Source organism: Jiella endophytica, assembly GCF_004519335.1.
Classification (GTDB): domain Bacteria; phylum Pseudomonadota; class Alphaproteobacteria; order Rhizobiales; family Rhizobiaceae; genus Jiella; species Jiella endophytica.
The window spans coordinates 1,076,481-1,094,203 of sequence record NZ_SOZD01000001.1 but is presented as its reverse complement, the minus strand read 5'-3'; the positions used below and the strand labels follow the sequence as shown (position 1 = coordinate 1,094,203).

Sequence of the window (17,723 nt, the reverse complement as noted above, 5' to 3'; positions counted from 1 at the left end):
CCCAGACGACTGTTCGAGGTCGATGGATCGACGGAAGGGACACCAAGCTGAGGTCCGGGCTCTCTCGCCCGAGGATGAGACGGTGTCCCCTCCATCTCCGCACCATCAACAATACCAGATGATGCGAGGCTGGAGTTACAAGGATGAGGGGACTTCTGCGGGGCGAGCCCGTCGGCGCCGCTTTTGCATTTCGTTGCTCGCGGTCCGATGGCGCTGAGACACGACAGTGATGGAACGTGGAGCGTTAGCGCTTCGCCCTCATCCTGAGGTGCGACCCCGAGTAAAGCGAGGGGGAGCCTCGAAGGGCCAAGGCGCGGGTTGGCGCGAACCGGAAACCGGCGCGAGCGGCAGGATAGAAGACGTCGCGAGCCGTGAAGTCGGATTGGCAGAAGTCCCTCGCCCTTCGAGGTTCGCTGCGCTCGCACCTCAGGATGAGGGGACTTCTGTGGGGCGTCGGACAGGGCCATGGCTACTCGCCCCCCAGCAGCGTGCCGGCCGGAACCGGCGTGCCGCGAAGCAACTCATCGGCCGCAACGCGCCTGCCGCTGGCGCGCTGCACCTCAAGGAGCCGCACGGCGCCGGCGCCGCAGGCAACCGTCAGAGCGTCGTCCAGCGTGGTGCCCGGACGGGCGGCGTCCGGGCCCGAATCAGACTTGCCGGACAAGCCGGGGCTGTCAGCGAGATCATCGGTCGCGACCGCGCGCAGAACCTTCACCCGCTCGGACTTTCCGCCGAAGGGCATCGTCGTCCAGGCGCCGGGCATCGGCGAGAAACCGTTGATCCGGCCGGCGACGGCCTTGGCATCCGCCGTCCAGTCGATGCGCGTCTCGGCCTTGTCGATCTTCCTCGCATAGATTGGCTCGCGTCCGGTGCGCGCCGCGATCGCCGCCTGGTCCTCGAAGGCGAGGGTGCCGGCTTCGAGTTTTGCCAGCGCCTCGACCATGAGTTCGGCTGACATTGCGGACAGTCGCGCCTGCAACTCGCCGGCCGTCTCGCCGGGGGCGATGGGAGTTTCCGCGGTCAGCGCGACAGGCCCGGTGTCGAGGCCTGCCTCCATCCGCATCACCATCATGCCGGTAGCGGCGTCGCCGGCCTCGATCGCCCTCTGGATCGGCGCGGCGCCCCGCCAGCGCGGCAGCAGCGACCCATGGCCGTTGAGACAGCCGAAGCGGGGCGCGTCGAGCAGCGCCTGGGGGAGAAGCAGGCCATAGGCGACGACCACCGCGACGTCGGCTTCGAGCGCGGTGAAGGCGTCGATCTCGGCCGGATCGCGGAAGTTCAAAGGCGAGCGGACGGCAAGGCCGAGTTTTTCCGCCTCGACCTGCACCGGTGACGGCGTCAGCTGCAGGCCGCGGCGGCCGGCCTTTCGCGGCGGCTGGGTATAGACCGCCGGCACCCTGTGCCCGGCCGCGACGATGGCGGCGAGCGTCGGCACGGAGAATTCCGGCGTGCCCATGAAGACGACGGAGAGCGCCACCCGATCAGGCCGTCTTCAGGCGCGCCTGCTTGGTGAACCGCTTGATCACCATGTCGCGCTTCAGCTTCGAGATGTAGTCGATGAAGAGGACGCCGTTGAGGTGGTCGATCTCGTGCTGCAGACAGGTGGCGTAAAGGCCCTCCACCGCCTCCTCGTGCATCTCGCCGTCGAGGCCGAGAAAGCGCACCGTCACGCCCGCCGGCCGCTCGACCTCGGCGTAGTAATCCGGAATCGACAGGCAGCCTTCCTCATAGGTGCTCCGATCGTCGGCGCTGGCGACAATCTCGGGATTAAGGAAGACCTTCGGCGCCTTCTCCTCGTCCTCCTTGGAGACGTCCAGGACCAGCATGCGAAGCGGCTCGCCGACCTGGATCGCAGCGAGCCCGATGCCGGGCGCGTCATACATCGTCTCGAGCATGTCGTCGGCAAAGCGCCGGAGGGGCTCGTCGACCCGTTCGATGGGCTTCGAGACTTCGCGCAGCTTGGGATCGGGCAGGATGATGAGCGGCTTGATCGTCATTTGCGCGGAAGTAGTCGTTGGCGGGAAACTGGTCAATCCGCTTCCTGCGCAGGTCAGCCCGGCCATGCAACGCCTCTTGGATTTTTGTTCCTGCTTTGGTCCCATCATTAAGGATTGCCTGCTATCGTCATTCCATGATTCGCGATGCCACTGCCTTTCTGAACCGTTCCCTCGCCGTGATTTCCGGTATCGAGGTCAGCGGCCTTGCCCTGGTCTTCGGGGTGCTCGCAATTTTCTTCGTCCTGCTCTGGCTTCGGGCGTCGGGGCGTGCCCGCCTGGCGCAGCGGGCGCTTCAGACGGCCGAAGCGGATGCGGCAAGGCTCGACACCGTCCTCAAGGTGCAGGCGGAAATGTCCGGCCGCATGCAGACCATGGCCGAGATCATCGGCTCGCGGCAGGCGGACCTTACCCGGGCGCTGTCGGACCGTCTCGACGGCCTCACCACCCGCGTCGGCCAGTCGATCCTTTCCACCACCCGCGAGACCAAGGCCTCGCTGTCCGTGCTTGCCGAGCGCCTCGCTGTCATCGACCGGGCACAGGGCGAGATCCGCAGCCTGACCGGCGAGGTGGTAAAGTTGAAGGACGTCCTCGCCAACAAGCAGACCCGCGGCGCCTTCGGCGAGGCGCGGATGCAGGCGATCATCGCCGACGCGCTGCCGTCGTCGGTCTATGCCTTCCAGGCGACGCTTTCCAACGGCCGCCGGCCCGACTGCCTGATCCGCATGCCGAACGGGGCGCCTGGCCTCGTCGTCGATGCGAAATTTCCGCTGGAATCCTTCACGGCGCTCCAGCAGGCGGCAGACGGCGAGACGCAGGCGGCGGCTGCCACGCGGCTGCGCCGGGACATGGACGTCCACATCAAGGCGATCGCCGAGAAATACCTGATCCCCGGCGAGACCCAGGACACTGCCTTCCTCTTCGTCCCTTCCGAGACCGTCTTCGCCGCGCTGCACGAGGATTTCGACGACGTCGTCCAGAAGGCCTACCGCCTCGGCGTGGTGATCGTGTCGCCGTCGCTTCTCAACCTGTCGATCCAGGTGGTCCAGGCGGTGCTGAAGGATGCGCGTCTGCGCGCCTCGGCCGGGCGGATCCAGGCGGAGGTGCGGCTGTTCGGCGAGGACCTCGAACGGCTCGACGCCCGTGTCACCGCGCTGAAGGGCCACTTCGCCCAAGCCTCGCGGGACGTCGACCAGATTTCGGTTTCGAGCGACAAGCTGCAGCGGCGCGGCGAGCGCATCGCCGGGATCGAGATCGGCGAGGAGGCAGGGCCGTCGGAAGGGCTGAAATCCGTCGCGGGAGAGTGACTGTCGCGGCGACGGCATTGGGAGCGTTGCCACGCTAGAACGCCGTGCGTGCGATGGGACGCACGAAGGCCGCACTCACTTATCGAACCACCGCATCGGCCGGAAATCGATACCGATTGCCGGCCGGTGCCGTAGCGCCATCAAGCTGCCATCAACGCTGCGTGAAGCCCTGTACTTTCCCCAGCGTCACGCTTAACTGCGCAGCGTCGCGGGCGAAAGTGTCACGCGTCACACATAAATGAGCATGGAAACCTTAAAAAAAGATTATCCTGGACGGATCGAAAGCCGTCTGGCTGCATTGTAGAGTGGAACGTCGATCACCGTTTGGGGGATGACATGCGACGCGGTTTGGGGGTCTTCATTGCGGCTTGTGTGCTGGCGGCATCGCCGGCAGCGCTGGCCCGTGACCTCGCTTCCGACGCCATTGCTACCACGACTTCGCCGGCGGATCTGTCACTCGCTTACAACACGCAGACGGACCTCTCCTTCCGCCGTGGTCTGCAGATCCGGCTGGCCTGGACCGGCGACTATGCCGGTTCGTTCTCCGGCATGATCGAGGCGGCGACGCTCCGCGCGATCCGCGATTTCCAGGCGCGCCACGGCATGCAGGCCGATGGCGTGATCAGCGAGGCGATGCTGCAGAAGCTGGTCAGCCTGTCGGACGGCGTCCAGCAGGACCTCGGCGTGTCGATGGTCGATGACAGCGCCACCGGCGAGCGGCTGCCGCTGCCGCTGAAGCTCGTCAGCGACCGCGGGCGCACCGAGGTCGGCAATCTCTGGCGCTCCGACGACAACAGCATCGAGATCGAGACCGTGCGCATCGCCGGTACCGGCCAGACCCTGGACGGCCTTTACGGCACCCTCAGCGAGGCGACGGCCAAGCGGTCCGTCCTGTCGGCGGAGAAGGCCGACGGCTGGTTCAGCGTCGGCGGTTCGGAAGCCGGTCGCAAGTATTTCATGCGGTTCTCGGCGTCCGGCGAGGACCTTCGGGGCTTTTCGATCTCCTACCTGCCGAAGCACGAGGCGGCGGTCGAGCCTTTCGTGACGGTCGCCTCGAACCTGTTCGAGCCCTTTGCCGGCGAGCCGAACGCGCCGCTGGTCGCCTCCGCCAGACCAAATCCGTTCTCCTCCATGCTGGCTCGTCGTCGCGGTGCCTCCGAGGGCGAGGCGCGCTACGCGATGGCCGATACCGGCAAGGAGGGCGGCCGCGCCAATCTGTTCGAACTGCCGCGTGAGCGCCGCTACGGCAGCGCCGGCCTCGAGCCGGCCCAGGGCACCGCGCCGCAGCCTGGGACGCCCGCCTTCGACATGGCCGGTTCCGGCTTCGTCGTATCGAAGGGCTGGCTCCTGACCAACGCCCATGTCGTGCGCGGTTGCAAGAAGATCGAGGTCGGCTCCAACGTCCCGGCGACCGAGGTGCGGATCGACAAGGACAACGATCTGGCGCTGGTGCATGTCGCCTCCAGCCTCGGCGAGCCGCTGGCGATCTCCGCCTCCAAGCCGCGTCTCGGCGAGGACATCCTGGCTCTCGGCTTTCCCCTGCGCTCGATCCTCGCGGACTCGCTCAATGTCACCCGCGGCAACGTCTCCTCGCTGCTTGGCCTGATGAACGACCCGCGCTACCTGCAGATCTCGGCGCCTGTCCAGCCGGGCAATTCCGGCGGGCCGCTGGTCGATCTCGCCGGGCGGGTGGTCGGCGTGGTGACCGCCAAGCTCGACGCGGTGGCCGTCGCCGATGCGACGGGGGACATTCCCCAGTCGATCAACTTCGCGATCCGGCCGGATGCCGTTGCCAGGTTCCTGTACGACAACCAGATCTCCTTCCGCACCGCCGATCCGAAGTCGGCCCTGCAGAGCGTGCCGGATGCGACGGCCAGGGTGAAGGACGCGGTCTATCCCGTCGTCTGTACGGACTGATCTCCGAAGCTTGCCGCAAGACGTGTGATGCTCGCGGCGCCAGTCGGAGTGGGGACGGTTTTCGCAACTCGCGCCTTCGCTTCAGGCAGCTTTCTTGGCTCGGTCAACCGGATAAGGGTCGCGGAGGGTTGCTGAGGGTCGACGGTGGGGCAGGGCGTGTTGACCCGCCAGAGCGCCCCAAACACCATTTCCGATATCGCCCGAGCAGGACGGCGAAGTCTCACCGCAATCGGTGTTGGGCTCCGCGCGCGGGGTGGATGGCAACGCGGATATCACCCCGATCCTCGCCCCCGCGAGCCGCTACTCCGCAGCGAGACGGATCGTCTCCGCGTGATCGTTCTCCTGCCTGTAGAAGGCCGTGTAGGCCGAGAACGCCTCGTCCATCGCCACGGTGCGGCTGCCGAGCCAGGGAAAGTGCCCGTAGCGAAGCGACAGCTGCGCGTCGGCCTTCGCGACCGTCGTCCCCGCGACGGCGTAGAGATAGAGCGCTGAAGCAAGGCCGGTGCGGTCGGATCCGGACTTGCAGTGGACGAGGATCGGCCGCGGCGCGTTCTTCAGGACGAAGAGCAGATCTTCCAGCGTCCGGGGCCCGGGGATGTCCTTGGCCGAAAGGTGAAAGCTCAGGAAATCCACACCGTGTTTGGCGGCGACGGCACGTTCCGCTTCGTACCAGTCGCGGCCCTCGCCACCGCGGAGGTTGACGATGGTGCGAATGCCCTTCGTCTCGACGATGCGTTCGAGGTAGCCGGCGGACAATGTCGCCGAACGGTAGAACTGGCCGTCGTCGTCGACGGCGTGGACGTTGCCGGTCGAATGGATGAGGACGAGATTGGCGACCAGAACGCCGGTCGTCACGGCAAGAATGCCGAGGATCGTCGCAGCCAGGCGGCGCATCAGCTCCACGAACTTCCCCCTCGAAGTTGGTGGGAAGGTGATAGCCGGGACGTGTATCAGCCCCTTGGCACTGGCATCTCAGGACGACGAAGCTTCGATGGCGGTTTTTCGCGGCTGAAACGACAGGTTGATGACGTCACAAGCCCGTGATCGGCCTCGGCAATCCGGAAGGGCTGGCGCGGCGATGGCGAGCGACGTCGGCGTTCCGCCGCCGCACCATGGGCTCTATGACGCCAGGCCAGTCTCATCCGCCGTTCGGGAACTCGTGCCGGCAGTCGTCGTTTGCTCGGAAAGCCTGGCCGGATCCCCGGCGATTCGCGGCGTGTCGCTACCCGGCTCCGTCAAGGCGACGGCTGGCTGCCGGCGGCGAATGCGGCGCAGGCAGCATTCCATCCGAGAGAGGAGCGGCAACATGCCCGAGCTCGACACCGATCCGAAGATGATGCGGGCCCAGCAGGACAAGGACGCGCCCGAGGCGGTCGATCAGCCCGGTGCGAAGCGGGACGCCAGCGACAGCGATGCCAGAAGCGCCGAAGAAAGAAAGGCCGCGATCGCCGGCAAGCCGGCCGGCCAGACGACCGGTGCTAGTTTGCACCAGAACCGTCGCGGCGCGGACGAGCCGGATGGTGAGGCTGCAGAGGCGGGCGACAACCGTGGAGGACTCGCCCGGCCTGGCCGTTCGCGGCTCGGCGGCTGACATCGTTTCGTTGGCGCTGCAGTGGAAGCGTGCGGCGGCCGGTCCGACATTTGCCGGCACTGGTGCTGCAAAAGAGGTGGTTTCGGCTGATGTCCGCCGAGACGCTTATGGTCGTGGCGGTTGGCCGCCTGCAGGCCGACCTGCGATGAAGCGGGCATGCGCGCCCCGCCGAACTCAGCCGAGGCTGCGCAGGAACGCCGCCAGGTCGTCGGTGACGTAGTCGATGTGGTCGCCGTCGCGTCCCTCATGCTCCCAGACGTCGCCGAAGGTGTCCTCGAAATTGGTCGGCACGATCAGCACCGTCCTCATCCCGAGGGATTTCGGCACTTCGAGATTGCGCGCCAGATCCTCGAACATCGCGGCATGGGCCGCGTCGATGCGGTGGAGGCCGAGAAACTTGTCGTAGGTGGCGGCCGCCGGTTTCGGCACGAGGTCGGCGGCGACGAGATCGAAGATATCCTCGAAATGGTCGAGAATGCCGAGCTGGCGGGCCGCCCGCTCGGCGTGTTTGCGATCGCCATTCGTGAAGATGAACTTGCGGCCAGGCAGTGCCGCGATCACCTCGCCGAGCGCCGGATCGGGATCGATCCAGGAATAGTCGATGTCATGGACATATTCGAGGAAGGCGTCGGGATCGACGGAATGTTCCAGCATCAGGCCGCGCAGCGTCGTGCCGTGGCGGCGGTAGAAGTCCTTCTGGACAGCCCGCGCCTCGTCCCGCGGTAGCTGCAGGAAGCTCTCGACGAAGGAGGTCATCCGCTGGTCGATCTGCGAGAACAGGTTCGTGTGGCGCGGATAGAGCGTGTTGTCGAGGTCGAACACCCAGTCGCGGACGCCGGCAAAGTCCTGAGGTCTGACCTCCGGGGTCTTGCGGATACTGGATGACATTTCGGTATTTCGCCCTTCCGGCGGATTTGTCGGCTTGCGTAGCATCCGGGGATGATAGACGGCGGAGCTTGCCGAAGACAGGACGATTCGCCCGTGCCCCTCTGGATTGCGATCACGATCGCGGCCGCCTTCCTGCAAAATCTCCGCTCGGCGCTGCAGAAGCGCCTGAAGGGCCGGATGGGAACGACCGGCGCGACCTTCGTCCGCTTCGGCTTCGGGCTGCCTTTCGCGCTGCTCTATCTGACGGTCGTGGCAAAGCTCGGCGGCGAGCCGATCCCGCGGCCGGGCGTCGAAACGCTGGTCGCGGCGTTCTTCGGCGGGCTGGCGCAGATCGGCGCCACCTTCCTGCTCGTCTATCTCTTCGGCTTCCGCAACTTCATCGTCGGTACGGCCTATTCCAAGACCGAGCCCGTCCAGGCGGCGTTCTTTGGCTTCCTCATCCTCGGCGAAACGGTCTCGCCCTTTGGGCTCCTTGCGGTGGTGGCGGGAGCCGTCGGCGTCATCCTGATCTCGATCGGCAATGCCCGCTCCGGCAGCATCGTGCGGGGGCTCGCCTCCCGCGAGGCGTTGATCGGCATTGCCTCCGGCGCGCTGTTCGGCGCCTCGGCGGTGTGCTTTCGCGCCGCTGCCCTCGCTCTGCCTGAGGGATCTGCGGCGCTGCGGGCAGCCATCGTCCTCTGCATGGCGCTGGTTATCCAGACGGCGGCGATGCTCGCCTGGATGGCCGTCGCCGACAGGGACGAGCTGCGGCGCGTCGTCAAAGCCTGGGCGCCGGGGCTCCTCGTCGGGCTGGTGGGCGCCAGCGCCTCCGCCGGCTGGTTCACCGCGATGACGCTGCAGAAGGTCGCCTATGTCCGGGCGCTCGGCCAGATCGAGCTGGTCTTCACCATCGCCTCGTCGATTCTCTGGTTCCGCGAGACGGTGACGCGGCTCGAGCTGCTCGGCGCGGCAGTGATCGTCTTCGCGATTCTTGCGCTGGTGGTCGGGGCCTGAAGCCGCTCAACCGGTCATCAGCACGGCGATATAGGCGGCGAAGACGACGGACATCGCACGGAAGGCGATCGCCACGCAGCGGTATTTCGATTTGCAGATGGCCGCGAGATTTTCCGTGTCGTGCAGATAGTCCTGGTAGATGAATTCGAGATCGCCGCGTTTGCGCGCATCGGCAAGCGCCTTTCCGGCTTCGGGCCAGGCGCCCCAGAAGAAGACGCTGGTGCCGGGACGCGATCGCGGCAGGACGACGCAGACCGCCGCGACGAGGGCGGTGCCGACGGCTCCCATCAAAACGAGGCTGGCGAGGAGGTTGAAGAAGCCGGTGGTGCCGAGATGGTCGAACGAGAAGGATCGCCGGGTCTCGGCGGACCAGACGACAAGTGCGAGAATGAAGGTGAAGATGTAGGCGGCCTTCTGGTCGGCCGACCGGATCTGCTCGGCGAAATTGCGATTGGCCTCGACGAGATGGGAAAGATGTCGCGGGGACATCGGCTGCTCCGGAAGATGCGTCTTTCGAACAATCCGTTAGGCGGACAATTTGTGGCGCAACTTGGTCCGGCCGTCTGTGGCGGGGGCGACACGCGGCAGAGGATTCGATCGGGAGGGCTCGCTCAACCGTAAGTCAGGCGATTGACACCTGGCCGGACCGCATCGATTGATGCCGTTAAGTTACTTTCGAGAACACAGTCGATGGGTTGCCATTGCCGCCGGGTGACGACGCTGCTCGTCCTCCTAGCCTTTACGTCAGCCGTCAGGGCCGAGCCGGTTCCCCGCCAGGCGCCGGCGGCGGGCGCGGTGATCGCGACGCGGCTCGGCGAGGAGATCGAGCTCGTCGAGGCGCCTGCCTGGCGCGGCGTCGAGGTGCTGCAGGAAGTCAAGACCGGCGACGTCCTGCGCACCAACGCCGCCGGCCAGCTCGCCATCCTGTTCTCCGACCAGACGCAGGTGCGCGTCGGCCGCAACTCCACCCTGGTCGTCAAGCAGCGCGTCCCGGGCGGCGACACCCGGCTGCTTCTGGAGAGTGGCCAGATCTTCGGCCGCGCCGCCCGCGGCGGGTCGGGCGTCTTCGTCGAGACGGCGGCGGCGACTGCGGCGATCCGTGGCACCGACTGGACCATGCAGGCGGAGGGCGAGCGCACGACCCTGACCGTCCTCGACGGGGTGGTGGAATTCTCCAACCCACAGGGCTCTCTGACCGTGCGCCAGGGGGAGGCGGCCTCGGCAAGGCTCGGCGAGGCGCCGACGAAGCTGGTCATCGTCGCCGACGACGTGCACGAGCAGATGCTCCTGAACCTGTCGCTGCGCGACGCCTTCGAGGCGTTTCCGGCGACGTCGCTGCCGAACCGCGACATCCTCGCCGCAAGAGAGCGTTTCGCCCGGACAGCTGCCGCGGCGCTTGGTGGCGAAGATCGCGTCCTCGCCGCCGAGATCGCCGCCCAGCGCGACGGGCGCCGCGAGGCGGAGAGAGCGATCGCCGCAGCACGCGCCGGGCCGCTGACGGTCGGGCAGTCCGCCCGGCTGACGCTGCTTGAGGCCAATATTGCCGGCGGGCGGCAGGACTATCGCCGCGCCGTCGCGCTCTATGAACAGGCGCTGCCGCATCTGACCGGAGAGCAGCGGACGACGGCGGTGTATCTTCTCTATTTCGCCCGCTCGCTGGCCGACCCGACGAAGGTCTGGCCGGCGCCCCGGGCCGACCCTGACGACCGCGTCTCGGTGGTCGGCGAGGCCGTCATCGCGGCGATGCTGAAATCGCCGCGAGACTCCCTGAAGATCATGCAGGACGCCGCGCCCCGCTTTCGCGGCGACGCGCAATTCCAGGCGACGCTGTCCAAGATCGCGATGCTGGCGAGCGACTACGAGGCCGCGCGCCTCGCGGCAGAGCAGGCCTACCGGCTCGACCCGGAGGATCCCGAAGTGCTCTCGGCACGGGCGTTCTACCGCGCCAATGCGACGTCGAACCTCAAGGATGCGATCGCCGATCTCGAAAGGGGGCTGGCGGTTGCACCCGGCAATACCGGCCTCCTCAACGACTATGCGCTCGCTTTGTCGGAGCGCGGCGCCGACAAGGAAGCCGAGGCGGCACTGCTCCGCGCCATCGCCATCGACCCGGAAGATCCGGTCACCCGGGTCAATCTGGCAATCATCTACCTGTCGCAGAACCGCGTCGGCGAGGCGCGGGCGATGATCGACGCCGTCTTTGCCAGCGACCCGTCCTTTGCGCCGGGCTATCTGGTGCGGGGCACCGAGAACCTCTTCGAGGGCGACGAGGCCGCGGCGATCGACAATCTTTTGAAGTCCACCACCGCCAATCCGGCCTATGCCGACGGACTGCTCGCCCTCGGCACCGCCTATGCGGCGACCGGCGACATCGAGCACGCCAAGCAGGCCTTCGACGACGCCGATCGTCTCGATCCGAACAGCCCGACGACGGCGCAATATCTGGCGGCGCTCGCCATCGATCAGTATCAGGCCGATGCGGCGATCGAATACGCGCAGGAGGCCGTCAAGCGGATCCGCGCCAAGGGCGGCGACTATCAGTCGATCCATGCGACGCGGGATTCCGGCTCGGTGCTTGCCGGGGCCTACGACTTCCTCTCGCTCGACGCCTGGGGTGCCTATTGGAGCGACGTGGTCTTCGATCCGTTCGATTCCGCCGGCTATTTCGACCGGGCGCTGCGCGGCAGCGCATCGCCCTTCTTCCTCGATCGCGACGACGAGATTCGCGGCCCCGGTCCCACCACGGACGGACGCAGCCTCTCGTTTCTCACCAAGGGCATCCTCTCCGACGCGACGAGCCTCGCCAGCTCCGAGCTGCGCCCCTCTTTCGTCACCACGCCCTTTACCGAATTCTCCTTCACCGGCGGCGTGGTGAACCGGGCCGACCAGTGGGGCGGCGTCTACGGCGCCGGCGTGCAGTCGCTCGGCTACGATCCGCTTCCCTATTCGATGTTCCTGCAGGCGAGCGGCGAGACGGTTTCGCCGGACTATGCGACGCAGGATGACGGCGCCTATTCGCTGACCGGCGGCTTCGGTCTTCAGATCGGACCCTATGACCGCATGGCGGGGCTGTTTTCCGCGAGCCGCGCCGAGGGCAATTCGGCGCTTCGGGACAATCCGCTGACCTTCTTCAACACCGCGCGGGAAGACGGCTTCGTCGGCACGCTCGGCCTCAGCCACACATTCGGCTATCAGAACGTCCTCGACGTCGCGGTGTTCGGCGGCCGCAACGACGGCGACCAGGTGTCCGTGCCGCTCGAACTTCTCGGCCAGGGCATCCTCGGCGCCTATACCGGCCACGCCAGGCGCGATTTCATCAAGGCCAGCGCGTCGCACCGTGTCGGCTTCGAGCCCTTCACCATCGAATATGGCGGCGAATACGGCGACCTGCAGACGCGGTCGGACAGCGCGCTGTACGCGATCGTTTTCGGCACGCCGCGCCTGATCGCCGAGACCGAGGGGGAGGAGCGCACGAATTTCGGCCGCGGCTGGATCGACGCGACTTTCGAGGTGACCGACGATCTCAGCTTCGAGGCGGGCCTCTTCGGCACCACCACCGAGACCGACGGCGAGCGGGACGATCTCCTGCAGCCGCGGGCGGGCATCGCCTATATGCCCTTCGAAGGCCAGTGGCTGCGCGCCGCCTATATGCGCGAGCGCCCGGACGAAGACGCCTACACGCTGGCGCCGATCGGTGTCCTCGGGCTGCGCTCCAACGCCGTCGCCGGCGACGTCGATCATGTCGACAGCGCGATCGTCCGTCTCGACAGCGAGTGGACGCGGCAGGTCTTCACCGCCGTCGAATACCAGCACCAGGATTTTGCCGGGCTTAGCTTCGGCATTCCCGGCTATCTCGATCCGATTGCCGTGGACGACGCCCGGCTGGATCGCGTCGCCGTCACCGCCAATGCCTGGCTCGGTGGCGGCTTCGGCGCCTCGGCGAGCCTCGCCCGCAGCTGGTCGAAGGGCACGCTCGAGGACGTTTCCGGCGATATCCCCTTCGTGCCGGACTGGTCCGGGCGGCTGGCCTTCACCTATGTCGATCCGAGCCGGATCCGGGTGACCGCCCGCGAGACCTGGCTCGGCGAGCGGGCCTCGCAGCTGGCGGACGAGCGGCTGGACGACGCCTTCGTCACCGACGTCTTCGGCGGATGGGAGAGCGAGGACAGGCATCTCGCCTTCGATCTCGGCTTCTACAACGTCTTCGACGAGACGGTGGAGGTCGTGCCGCTGATCCCGACCGCCCAGCGAACCGTCCGGGCGACGCTGCAGGCGCGGTTCTGATGCTTCGCAGGAAACGGCGGCTCGCCGAAACGGTCGCCTGCGTCGCGGCGGCGATCATGCTCTGCCTCGGCCTTGCCGAGTGGCAGCCCTTCCGGACCGCCGAAGCGCGGGTCTACGACTTTCTCGCGACGCTGGCGCCACCGTCGGTGGCAGGCGTCTCCGCCGAAGACGGCGGCATCGTCGTCGTCGCGGTGGACGAGCCGTCCTTCGCCGAGGTCGGGCTGCAATGGCCCTGGCCGCGGGATCTCCATGCGAGGCTCGTCCACGCGCTGCGCGCCGCCGGCGCCAGGGCGATCGGCCTCGACTTCGTCTTCGCCGAGCCATCGAGCGAGGCGGCCGACCGCGCGCTTGCCTCGGCGCTTGGACCGGATGTCGTCCTGGCTGCCGACGAAAGCGTCATCGAGACGCCGCACATGACCCAGCTGATCCGAACCGAGCCGCTGCCGGAATTCGTTGCGGCCGGGGCGCGTGTCGGCCTCGCCTCGGTGTCGCTCGATCCGGACGGCGTGCTGCGCCGCCTGCCGGCGGCCGAGGACGGCTTCGGCCGGGAACTGCTGCTCGCGGCCGGGGCCGAAGCCGCTTCGCCGTCACCTCCGGTCGGCGCCCTGATCCGGCCGATGGGGCCGGCCCGCAGCTATCCGACGATCTCCTACTACCAGGCGCTGGACCCCGAGAACTTCCTGCCGCCGGGCATGCTGAAGGACAAGATCGTCGTCGTCGGCCGCAGCCTGCAGATGGCGATCCCTGCCGAGACCGGCGGTGCCGACAGCTTTGCGACTTCCTTCACCTCGAAGACCGGGACGCTGGTCCCCGGCGTCGAGATCCAGGCGACCATCACCGACAATCTGCGCCACGGCCTCGCCGTCGAACGCGCCGGGCTGCCGCTCGTCGGACTTGCGGTGACCGCGGCTTCGCTCCTGGCGGGCCTTGCGGCCTGGCGGCCAGCGGGTCTGACGACGATCCTTCTCGGTGCCGTTTTCGTCGGTGCCGTCCTGGCGGCGAGCCTTTGCGCCTTCTTCCTCGGCCAGATCTTCCTGCCGCCGCTGGCGCCTTCGCTCGCCGTTGCTTGCGTGCTCGCGCCGCTTGCCGCACGGGACATCACCGAAGAGCGGGCGATGCGACGGGCGGTGACGCGGGCCTTCGGCCACTATCTCGCACCGGCGCAGGTGGAGCGGCTGGCGCGCGACCCCGCCGCGTTGAAGCTCGGCGGCGAAAAGCGCGAACTGACGATCCTCTTCAGCGACATCCGCAACTTCACCAGCCTTGCCGAATCGCTGAAGGACGAGCCGGAGCGGCTCACCCATCTGATCAACCGGCTGCTGACCCCGCTTTCCGAGGCGGTGCTCGACCAGGGCGGAACGATCGACAAGTTCATTGGCGATTGCATCATGGCGTTCTGGAACGCGCCGCTCGACGATGCGGACCATGCCGTCCATGCGGTGCAGGCGGGTCTTGCGATGCTCGCCGCCGTCGAGACGCTGAATGGCGAGCTCGCTGCCGAACTCGGCGCCACGGCGCCGACGCTGTCGGTCGGCGTCGGCATCAACACCGGCACCTGCATCGTCGGCAACATGGGCTCGGCGAGCCGCTTCGACTATTCGGTGCTCGGCGATGCGGTGAACTACGCCGCCCGGCTCGAGGGCGCGTCGAAGGAATGCGGCGTGCCGCTGCTGATCGGCGCCGCGACGGCCGCGGCGGTGAAGGAGCGGCTCGGGCCGCTCCTCGTCGCCAGGATCGCCGTCAAGGGCCGCAGCGGCGTCGCGCCGGTCTATACGGTCCTGTCGGGCGAGCCGGTGGATGCCGGGCGTCGCGACGGATTCGACGCTGCGGTGGAGGCGCTTCTCGCCGGACAGCCAGGCGGGGAGGCAGCATTTGCCGGCGAGGGCGCGCTACAGGGCCTCTACGCGACCATCGCCGCGCGGGAAGCGGCCCAATCCGGCGTTGCGGGTCCCGCTGGAGCGGCGCCTGAGGCCAAGCGCGCCTCCTGATCCCCCGGGATTGCTGGCAGCGCCGCCGGTTCCTCCCTCAGGCGACGGCCTCGCTGTGGCGCTCGCCGGCCGTGGTCTCGCCGAGGTTTTCCGCCATCCGGGCCCTTGCCACCGCCTCGATCTTGGCGCGCATGCCCGGATGGCGCTGCAGGAAGCGGCTGAAGTCCTGGGCCGACAGCCGCAGCAGCGAGGAATAGGCGATGGCCCGAACGTCGGCCGAGCGCCTGACGTCGAAGATCACCGCCATCTCGCCGAAGACTTCGCCGCTGCCGAGCCGGACCTTCACCGGCGCGCGGTCGACCTCGACCGCTCCCGAGGCGATGAAATAGGCCGCGTCGCCGATCTCGCCGGCGCGGATCAGCGGCATGCCGGGCACGGCGAAATGCGGCCGCAGATGCCGGGCGAGTTCGGCCTTGTCCCTTTGCGATAGGTCGGCAAAGAGCCCGCAACGGTCGATCAGCCGCATGGTGTCGAGGCCGAGATCGAGGGGCGGGCGCCGCGTCTCCGCCGTTCGCCGGCGCTCGATCGTGTCGAGGACGCTGCGCTCGACCTCGGCATTGACCACCCCCGACTGGCGCAGCCGGGCGATCTCGATCGCCTTGAAGGCATGAATCGAGCGGGCGATGATCATTTTCTCCAGTTCCGCGACATAGCCCGGATATTGCAGGCGGATCGCCGCGATCTCGCGCTCGACGATGCTCTGGCGTTCCTTCAGCGCCGCGATGGCGTCGCTGGTGGGCGCGGTGCCGAGCACCGGCCGGAGCTCGGCCTCGGCAAAGGGGATCAGCCGGTCGATCAGCAGCGAGACCTCGGCCATCCGCTCGAAGCGGTCGGCAAGCCGCGTCGCCAAGAGACCACTATAGCCGAGCCGCCGCTGCAGCGTGGCGCTCAGCCGGTCGAGCCGGTCGAAATCGGCCTCCGAAAGGTTCGCCGCAGCGTAGCCGTCCTTGCCGGAAAGCCGGATCAGATCGTGCCGGCGGCGGGCTTCGGAGGCGAGTTCGCGGGCGATCGACGGAGCGATCTTGCCTTCGGCGAAATGCCGCAGGACGATCTCCCGCTGCCGGTCGGACAGGGTGATGAGGGCGAGCCGGAGCTTCTCGTCATGGGAAAGCCCCGCCGCCGAGACCACAGGGTCGACGACGAAGCCTTCTTCCGCCTCCTCGTCGTCGTCGTGGCGCGTGTCGGCGTTGGGTCGAAAACGCCCCTCCATGGAGCGGGCGAGCGCCTTGACCTTTTCTGCCGTCGCCGAGAGGGCGAGGTCGCGGATCGCCTTGTCGACGCCGGTCAGGACGTCGAGGCCGAGGCGCTGGATCAAGAAGCGCAGCGTCGTGCCCTGCACGAACAGGGTCATCAGCGTGTAGCCGGTGGCGATGGTCGCGACGAAGGCCGCGACGGGACGGGGAATGGCTGGGTTCTCGGTGACGGCGAGCGCCAGAGCCAGCGTCATCGAGCCGCGCAGCCCGCCCCAGATCATCACCACGGCGTAGGATTTCGACACCCCGTCATAGAGGCCGAAGCGCGACAAGAGCGGAAAGCAGCCGAAGATCACCAGTGCCCGGGCGACGAGCGTCGCGACGAAGACGACGAGAAGGAGGAGAAGGTCGTGGGGCGTCGCATCGCCGATCAGGCGCGGCACCAGGAGCGAGGTCATCACGAAGATGAGGATCGCCGACCATGAGGCGAGCTGCTCCCAGGTGTCGTTGAGATGGCGCCAGGTGTCGCCCTCGATGCGTCCGGGGGCGAAGGTCGCGAGGGTGACCCCGGCCGAGACGACGGCGATGACGCCGGAGACTTCGAGAATTTCCTCGCCGATCCAGTAGGCGAGATAGGGGACCGCCAGGCTGAGCGAGACGAAGGCGATGCGATCGTCGGCGAGCGAACGGGCGAGCAGCATGAAGGCCTGTGCGACCGCCCAGCCGAGGACGGCGCCGCCGAGCGGCATCAGGAGGAGGCTCGCGACGACGCCGAGCGCCGACAGCGAGCTTGGGGCGGCGAGCGCTGTCGTAAAGATCAGGAACAGCGAGATCGCCGCGGCATCGTTGAAGAGGCTCTCGCCCTCGACAAGGCGGGTGAGGCGCTCCGGCGCGCCGACCTCGCGGAAGATCGCGATCACCGCGACGGGGTCGGTGGTGGCGATCAGCGCCGCGACGAGCAGGCAGGCGACCAGCGGCATGCCGGCCAGCGGCCACAGCGCCAGCCCGGCGCCGAAGGTCGTGACGATGACGGCGACGAGGGCGAGGATGACGATCGGCAGGACGTCCTCGCGGATCCGCTGCATGTCGACGCCGAGCGCGCCCTGGAAGATCAGGGTCGGCAGGAAGACGTAGAGAAACAGGTGCGAGCCGACCGGCAGGTCGAGCACCTGCGCCGAAAACGCTGCCGGCAGCAGCGAGCCGGGATTGGCGAGGGAATAGAGGCAGAGGCCGCCGAGCGCCGTGCCGCCGAGCGCCAGGACGATCGAAACCGGCAGGCGCAGCCAGCGCGCGACCGGCCGCGCCAGCGAGCCGAGGGCGACGACGACGGCAACGAGAGCGACGATGGTGGTGATCGACATGGCGGGACACACGCGGCGACTGGGCAGTCTGGTTTGCCGGCAGGCGGGAGAAAAGACAAGCCTTCCTGACCATGAGGTGCCGGCCGCCGCTCCGGGGTGGCGCTGTTTGGCGGGTCGTGATCAATCGGGAAGCCTTGCCGGTCGATGCGGGGATCAGGATTGCCCGCACGGTGAGCGGCATTGTCTGGCGATGGCGTGGGGCACGAC

The 17,723-nt window shown here is 67.7% G+C and carries 12 protein-coding genes; 6 read left to right on the top strand and 6 right to left on the bottom strand.

The features are described from left to right. Positions 1-469: 469 nt before the first annotated feature. Complete coding sequence (gene fmt / locus E3C22_RS05120; protein ID WP_134760825.1) at positions 470-1,477, bottom strand: methionyl-tRNA formyltransferase; 1,008 nt, start codon at positions 1,475-1,477, stop codon at positions 470-472. 4 nt (positions 1,478-1,481) lie between these two features. Next, positions 1,482-1,997, bottom strand: a complete 516-nt coding sequence (def, locus tag E3C22_RS05115) for a peptide deformylase (protein WP_134760823.1) — start codon at positions 1,995-1,997, stop codon at positions 1,482-1,484. Between the two features lie 134 nt (positions 1,998-2,131). Between def and E3C22_RS05110 the strand changes: the two genes are divergently transcribed. Together E3C22_RS05110 and E3C22_RS05105 are read left to right on the top strand one after the other, a co-directional pair. After that, positions 2,132-3,301 carry a DNA recombination protein RmuC gene (locus E3C22_RS05110; RefSeq protein ID WP_134760821.1) on the top strand — a complete coding sequence of 390 codons (1,170 nt, stop codon included), beginning with the start codon at positions 2,132-2,134 and terminating at the stop codon, positions 3,299-3,301. A 336-nt stretch (positions 3,302-3,637) separates the two neighbouring features. Next, positions 3,638-5,218, top strand: coding sequence for a serine protease (locus E3C22_RS05105; RefSeq protein WP_134760819.1), 1,581 nt, complete (start codon positions 3,638-3,640; stop codon positions 5,216-5,218). Between the two features lie 300 nt (positions 5,219-5,518). Here E3C22_RS05105 and E3C22_RS05100 read toward each other — a convergent pair whose 3' ends face one another. Further along, on the bottom strand, positions 5,519-6,112 hold the full coding sequence (locus E3C22_RS05100) for a fused DSP-PTPase phosphatase/NAD kinase-like protein (protein WP_134760817.1): 594 nt from the start codon (positions 6,110-6,112) through the stop codon (positions 5,519-5,521). A 184-nt stretch (positions 6,113-6,296) separates the two neighbouring features. Here E3C22_RS05100 and E3C22_RS24400 point away from each other — a divergent pair, with 184 nt between their 5' ends. After that, positions 6,297-6,809, top strand: a complete 513-nt coding sequence (locus E3C22_RS24400; RefSeq protein ID WP_167591637.1) for a hypothetical protein — start codon at positions 6,297-6,299, stop codon at positions 6,807-6,809. Between the two features lie 174 nt (positions 6,810-6,983). On the opposite strand, the gene E3C22_RS05090 is transcribed toward E3C22_RS24400, so the two are convergent. Next, on the bottom strand, positions 6,984-7,697 hold the full coding sequence (locus tag E3C22_RS05090; protein ID WP_134760813.1) for a pyrimidine 5'-nucleotidase: 714 nt from the start codon (positions 7,695-7,697) through the stop codon (positions 6,984-6,986). 93 nt (positions 7,698-7,790) lie between these two features. Between E3C22_RS05090 and E3C22_RS05085 the strand changes: the two genes are divergently transcribed. Then, positions 7,791-8,690 carry a DMT family transporter gene (locus E3C22_RS05085; protein ID WP_134760811.1) on the top strand — a complete coding sequence of 300 codons (900 nt, stop codon included), beginning with the start codon at positions 7,791-7,793 and terminating at the stop codon, positions 8,688-8,690. 6 nt (positions 8,691-8,696) lie between these two features. On the opposite strand, the gene E3C22_RS05080 is transcribed toward E3C22_RS05085, so the two are convergent. After that, the gene (locus tag E3C22_RS05080) at positions 8,697-9,179 is read right to left on the bottom strand and encodes a Pycsar system effector family protein (RefSeq protein ID WP_134760809.1); all 483 of its coding nucleotides are present in this window, start codon (positions 9,177-9,179) and stop codon (positions 8,697-8,699) included. Between the two features lie 201 nt (positions 9,180-9,380). Here E3C22_RS05080 and E3C22_RS05075 point away from each other — a divergent pair, with 201 nt between their 5' ends. Both E3C22_RS05075 and E3C22_RS05070 read left to right on the top strand, forming a co-directional pair. After that, the gene (locus E3C22_RS05075) at positions 9,381-12,974 is read left to right on the top strand and encodes a tetratricopeptide repeat protein (RefSeq protein WP_134760807.1); all 3,594 of its coding nucleotides are present in this window, start codon (positions 9,381-9,383) and stop codon (positions 12,972-12,974) included. Further along, a complete protein-coding gene (locus E3C22_RS05070) occupies positions 12,974-14,962 on the top strand; it encodes a CHASE2 domain-containing protein (RefSeq protein WP_167591635.1) in 1,989 nt (662 codons plus the stop codon). Before E3C22_RS05075 ends, E3C22_RS05070 begins: the two co-directional genes overlap by 1 nt. Before the next feature lie 37 nt (positions 14,963-14,999). Here the strand turns inward: E3C22_RS05070 and E3C22_RS05065 are convergent, their stop codons facing one another. Next, positions 15,000-17,516, bottom strand: a complete 2,517-nt coding sequence (locus tag E3C22_RS05065; protein ID WP_134760803.1) for a cation:proton antiporter — start codon at positions 17,514-17,516, stop codon at positions 15,000-15,002. Positions 17,517-17,723: the final 207 nt, after the last annotated feature.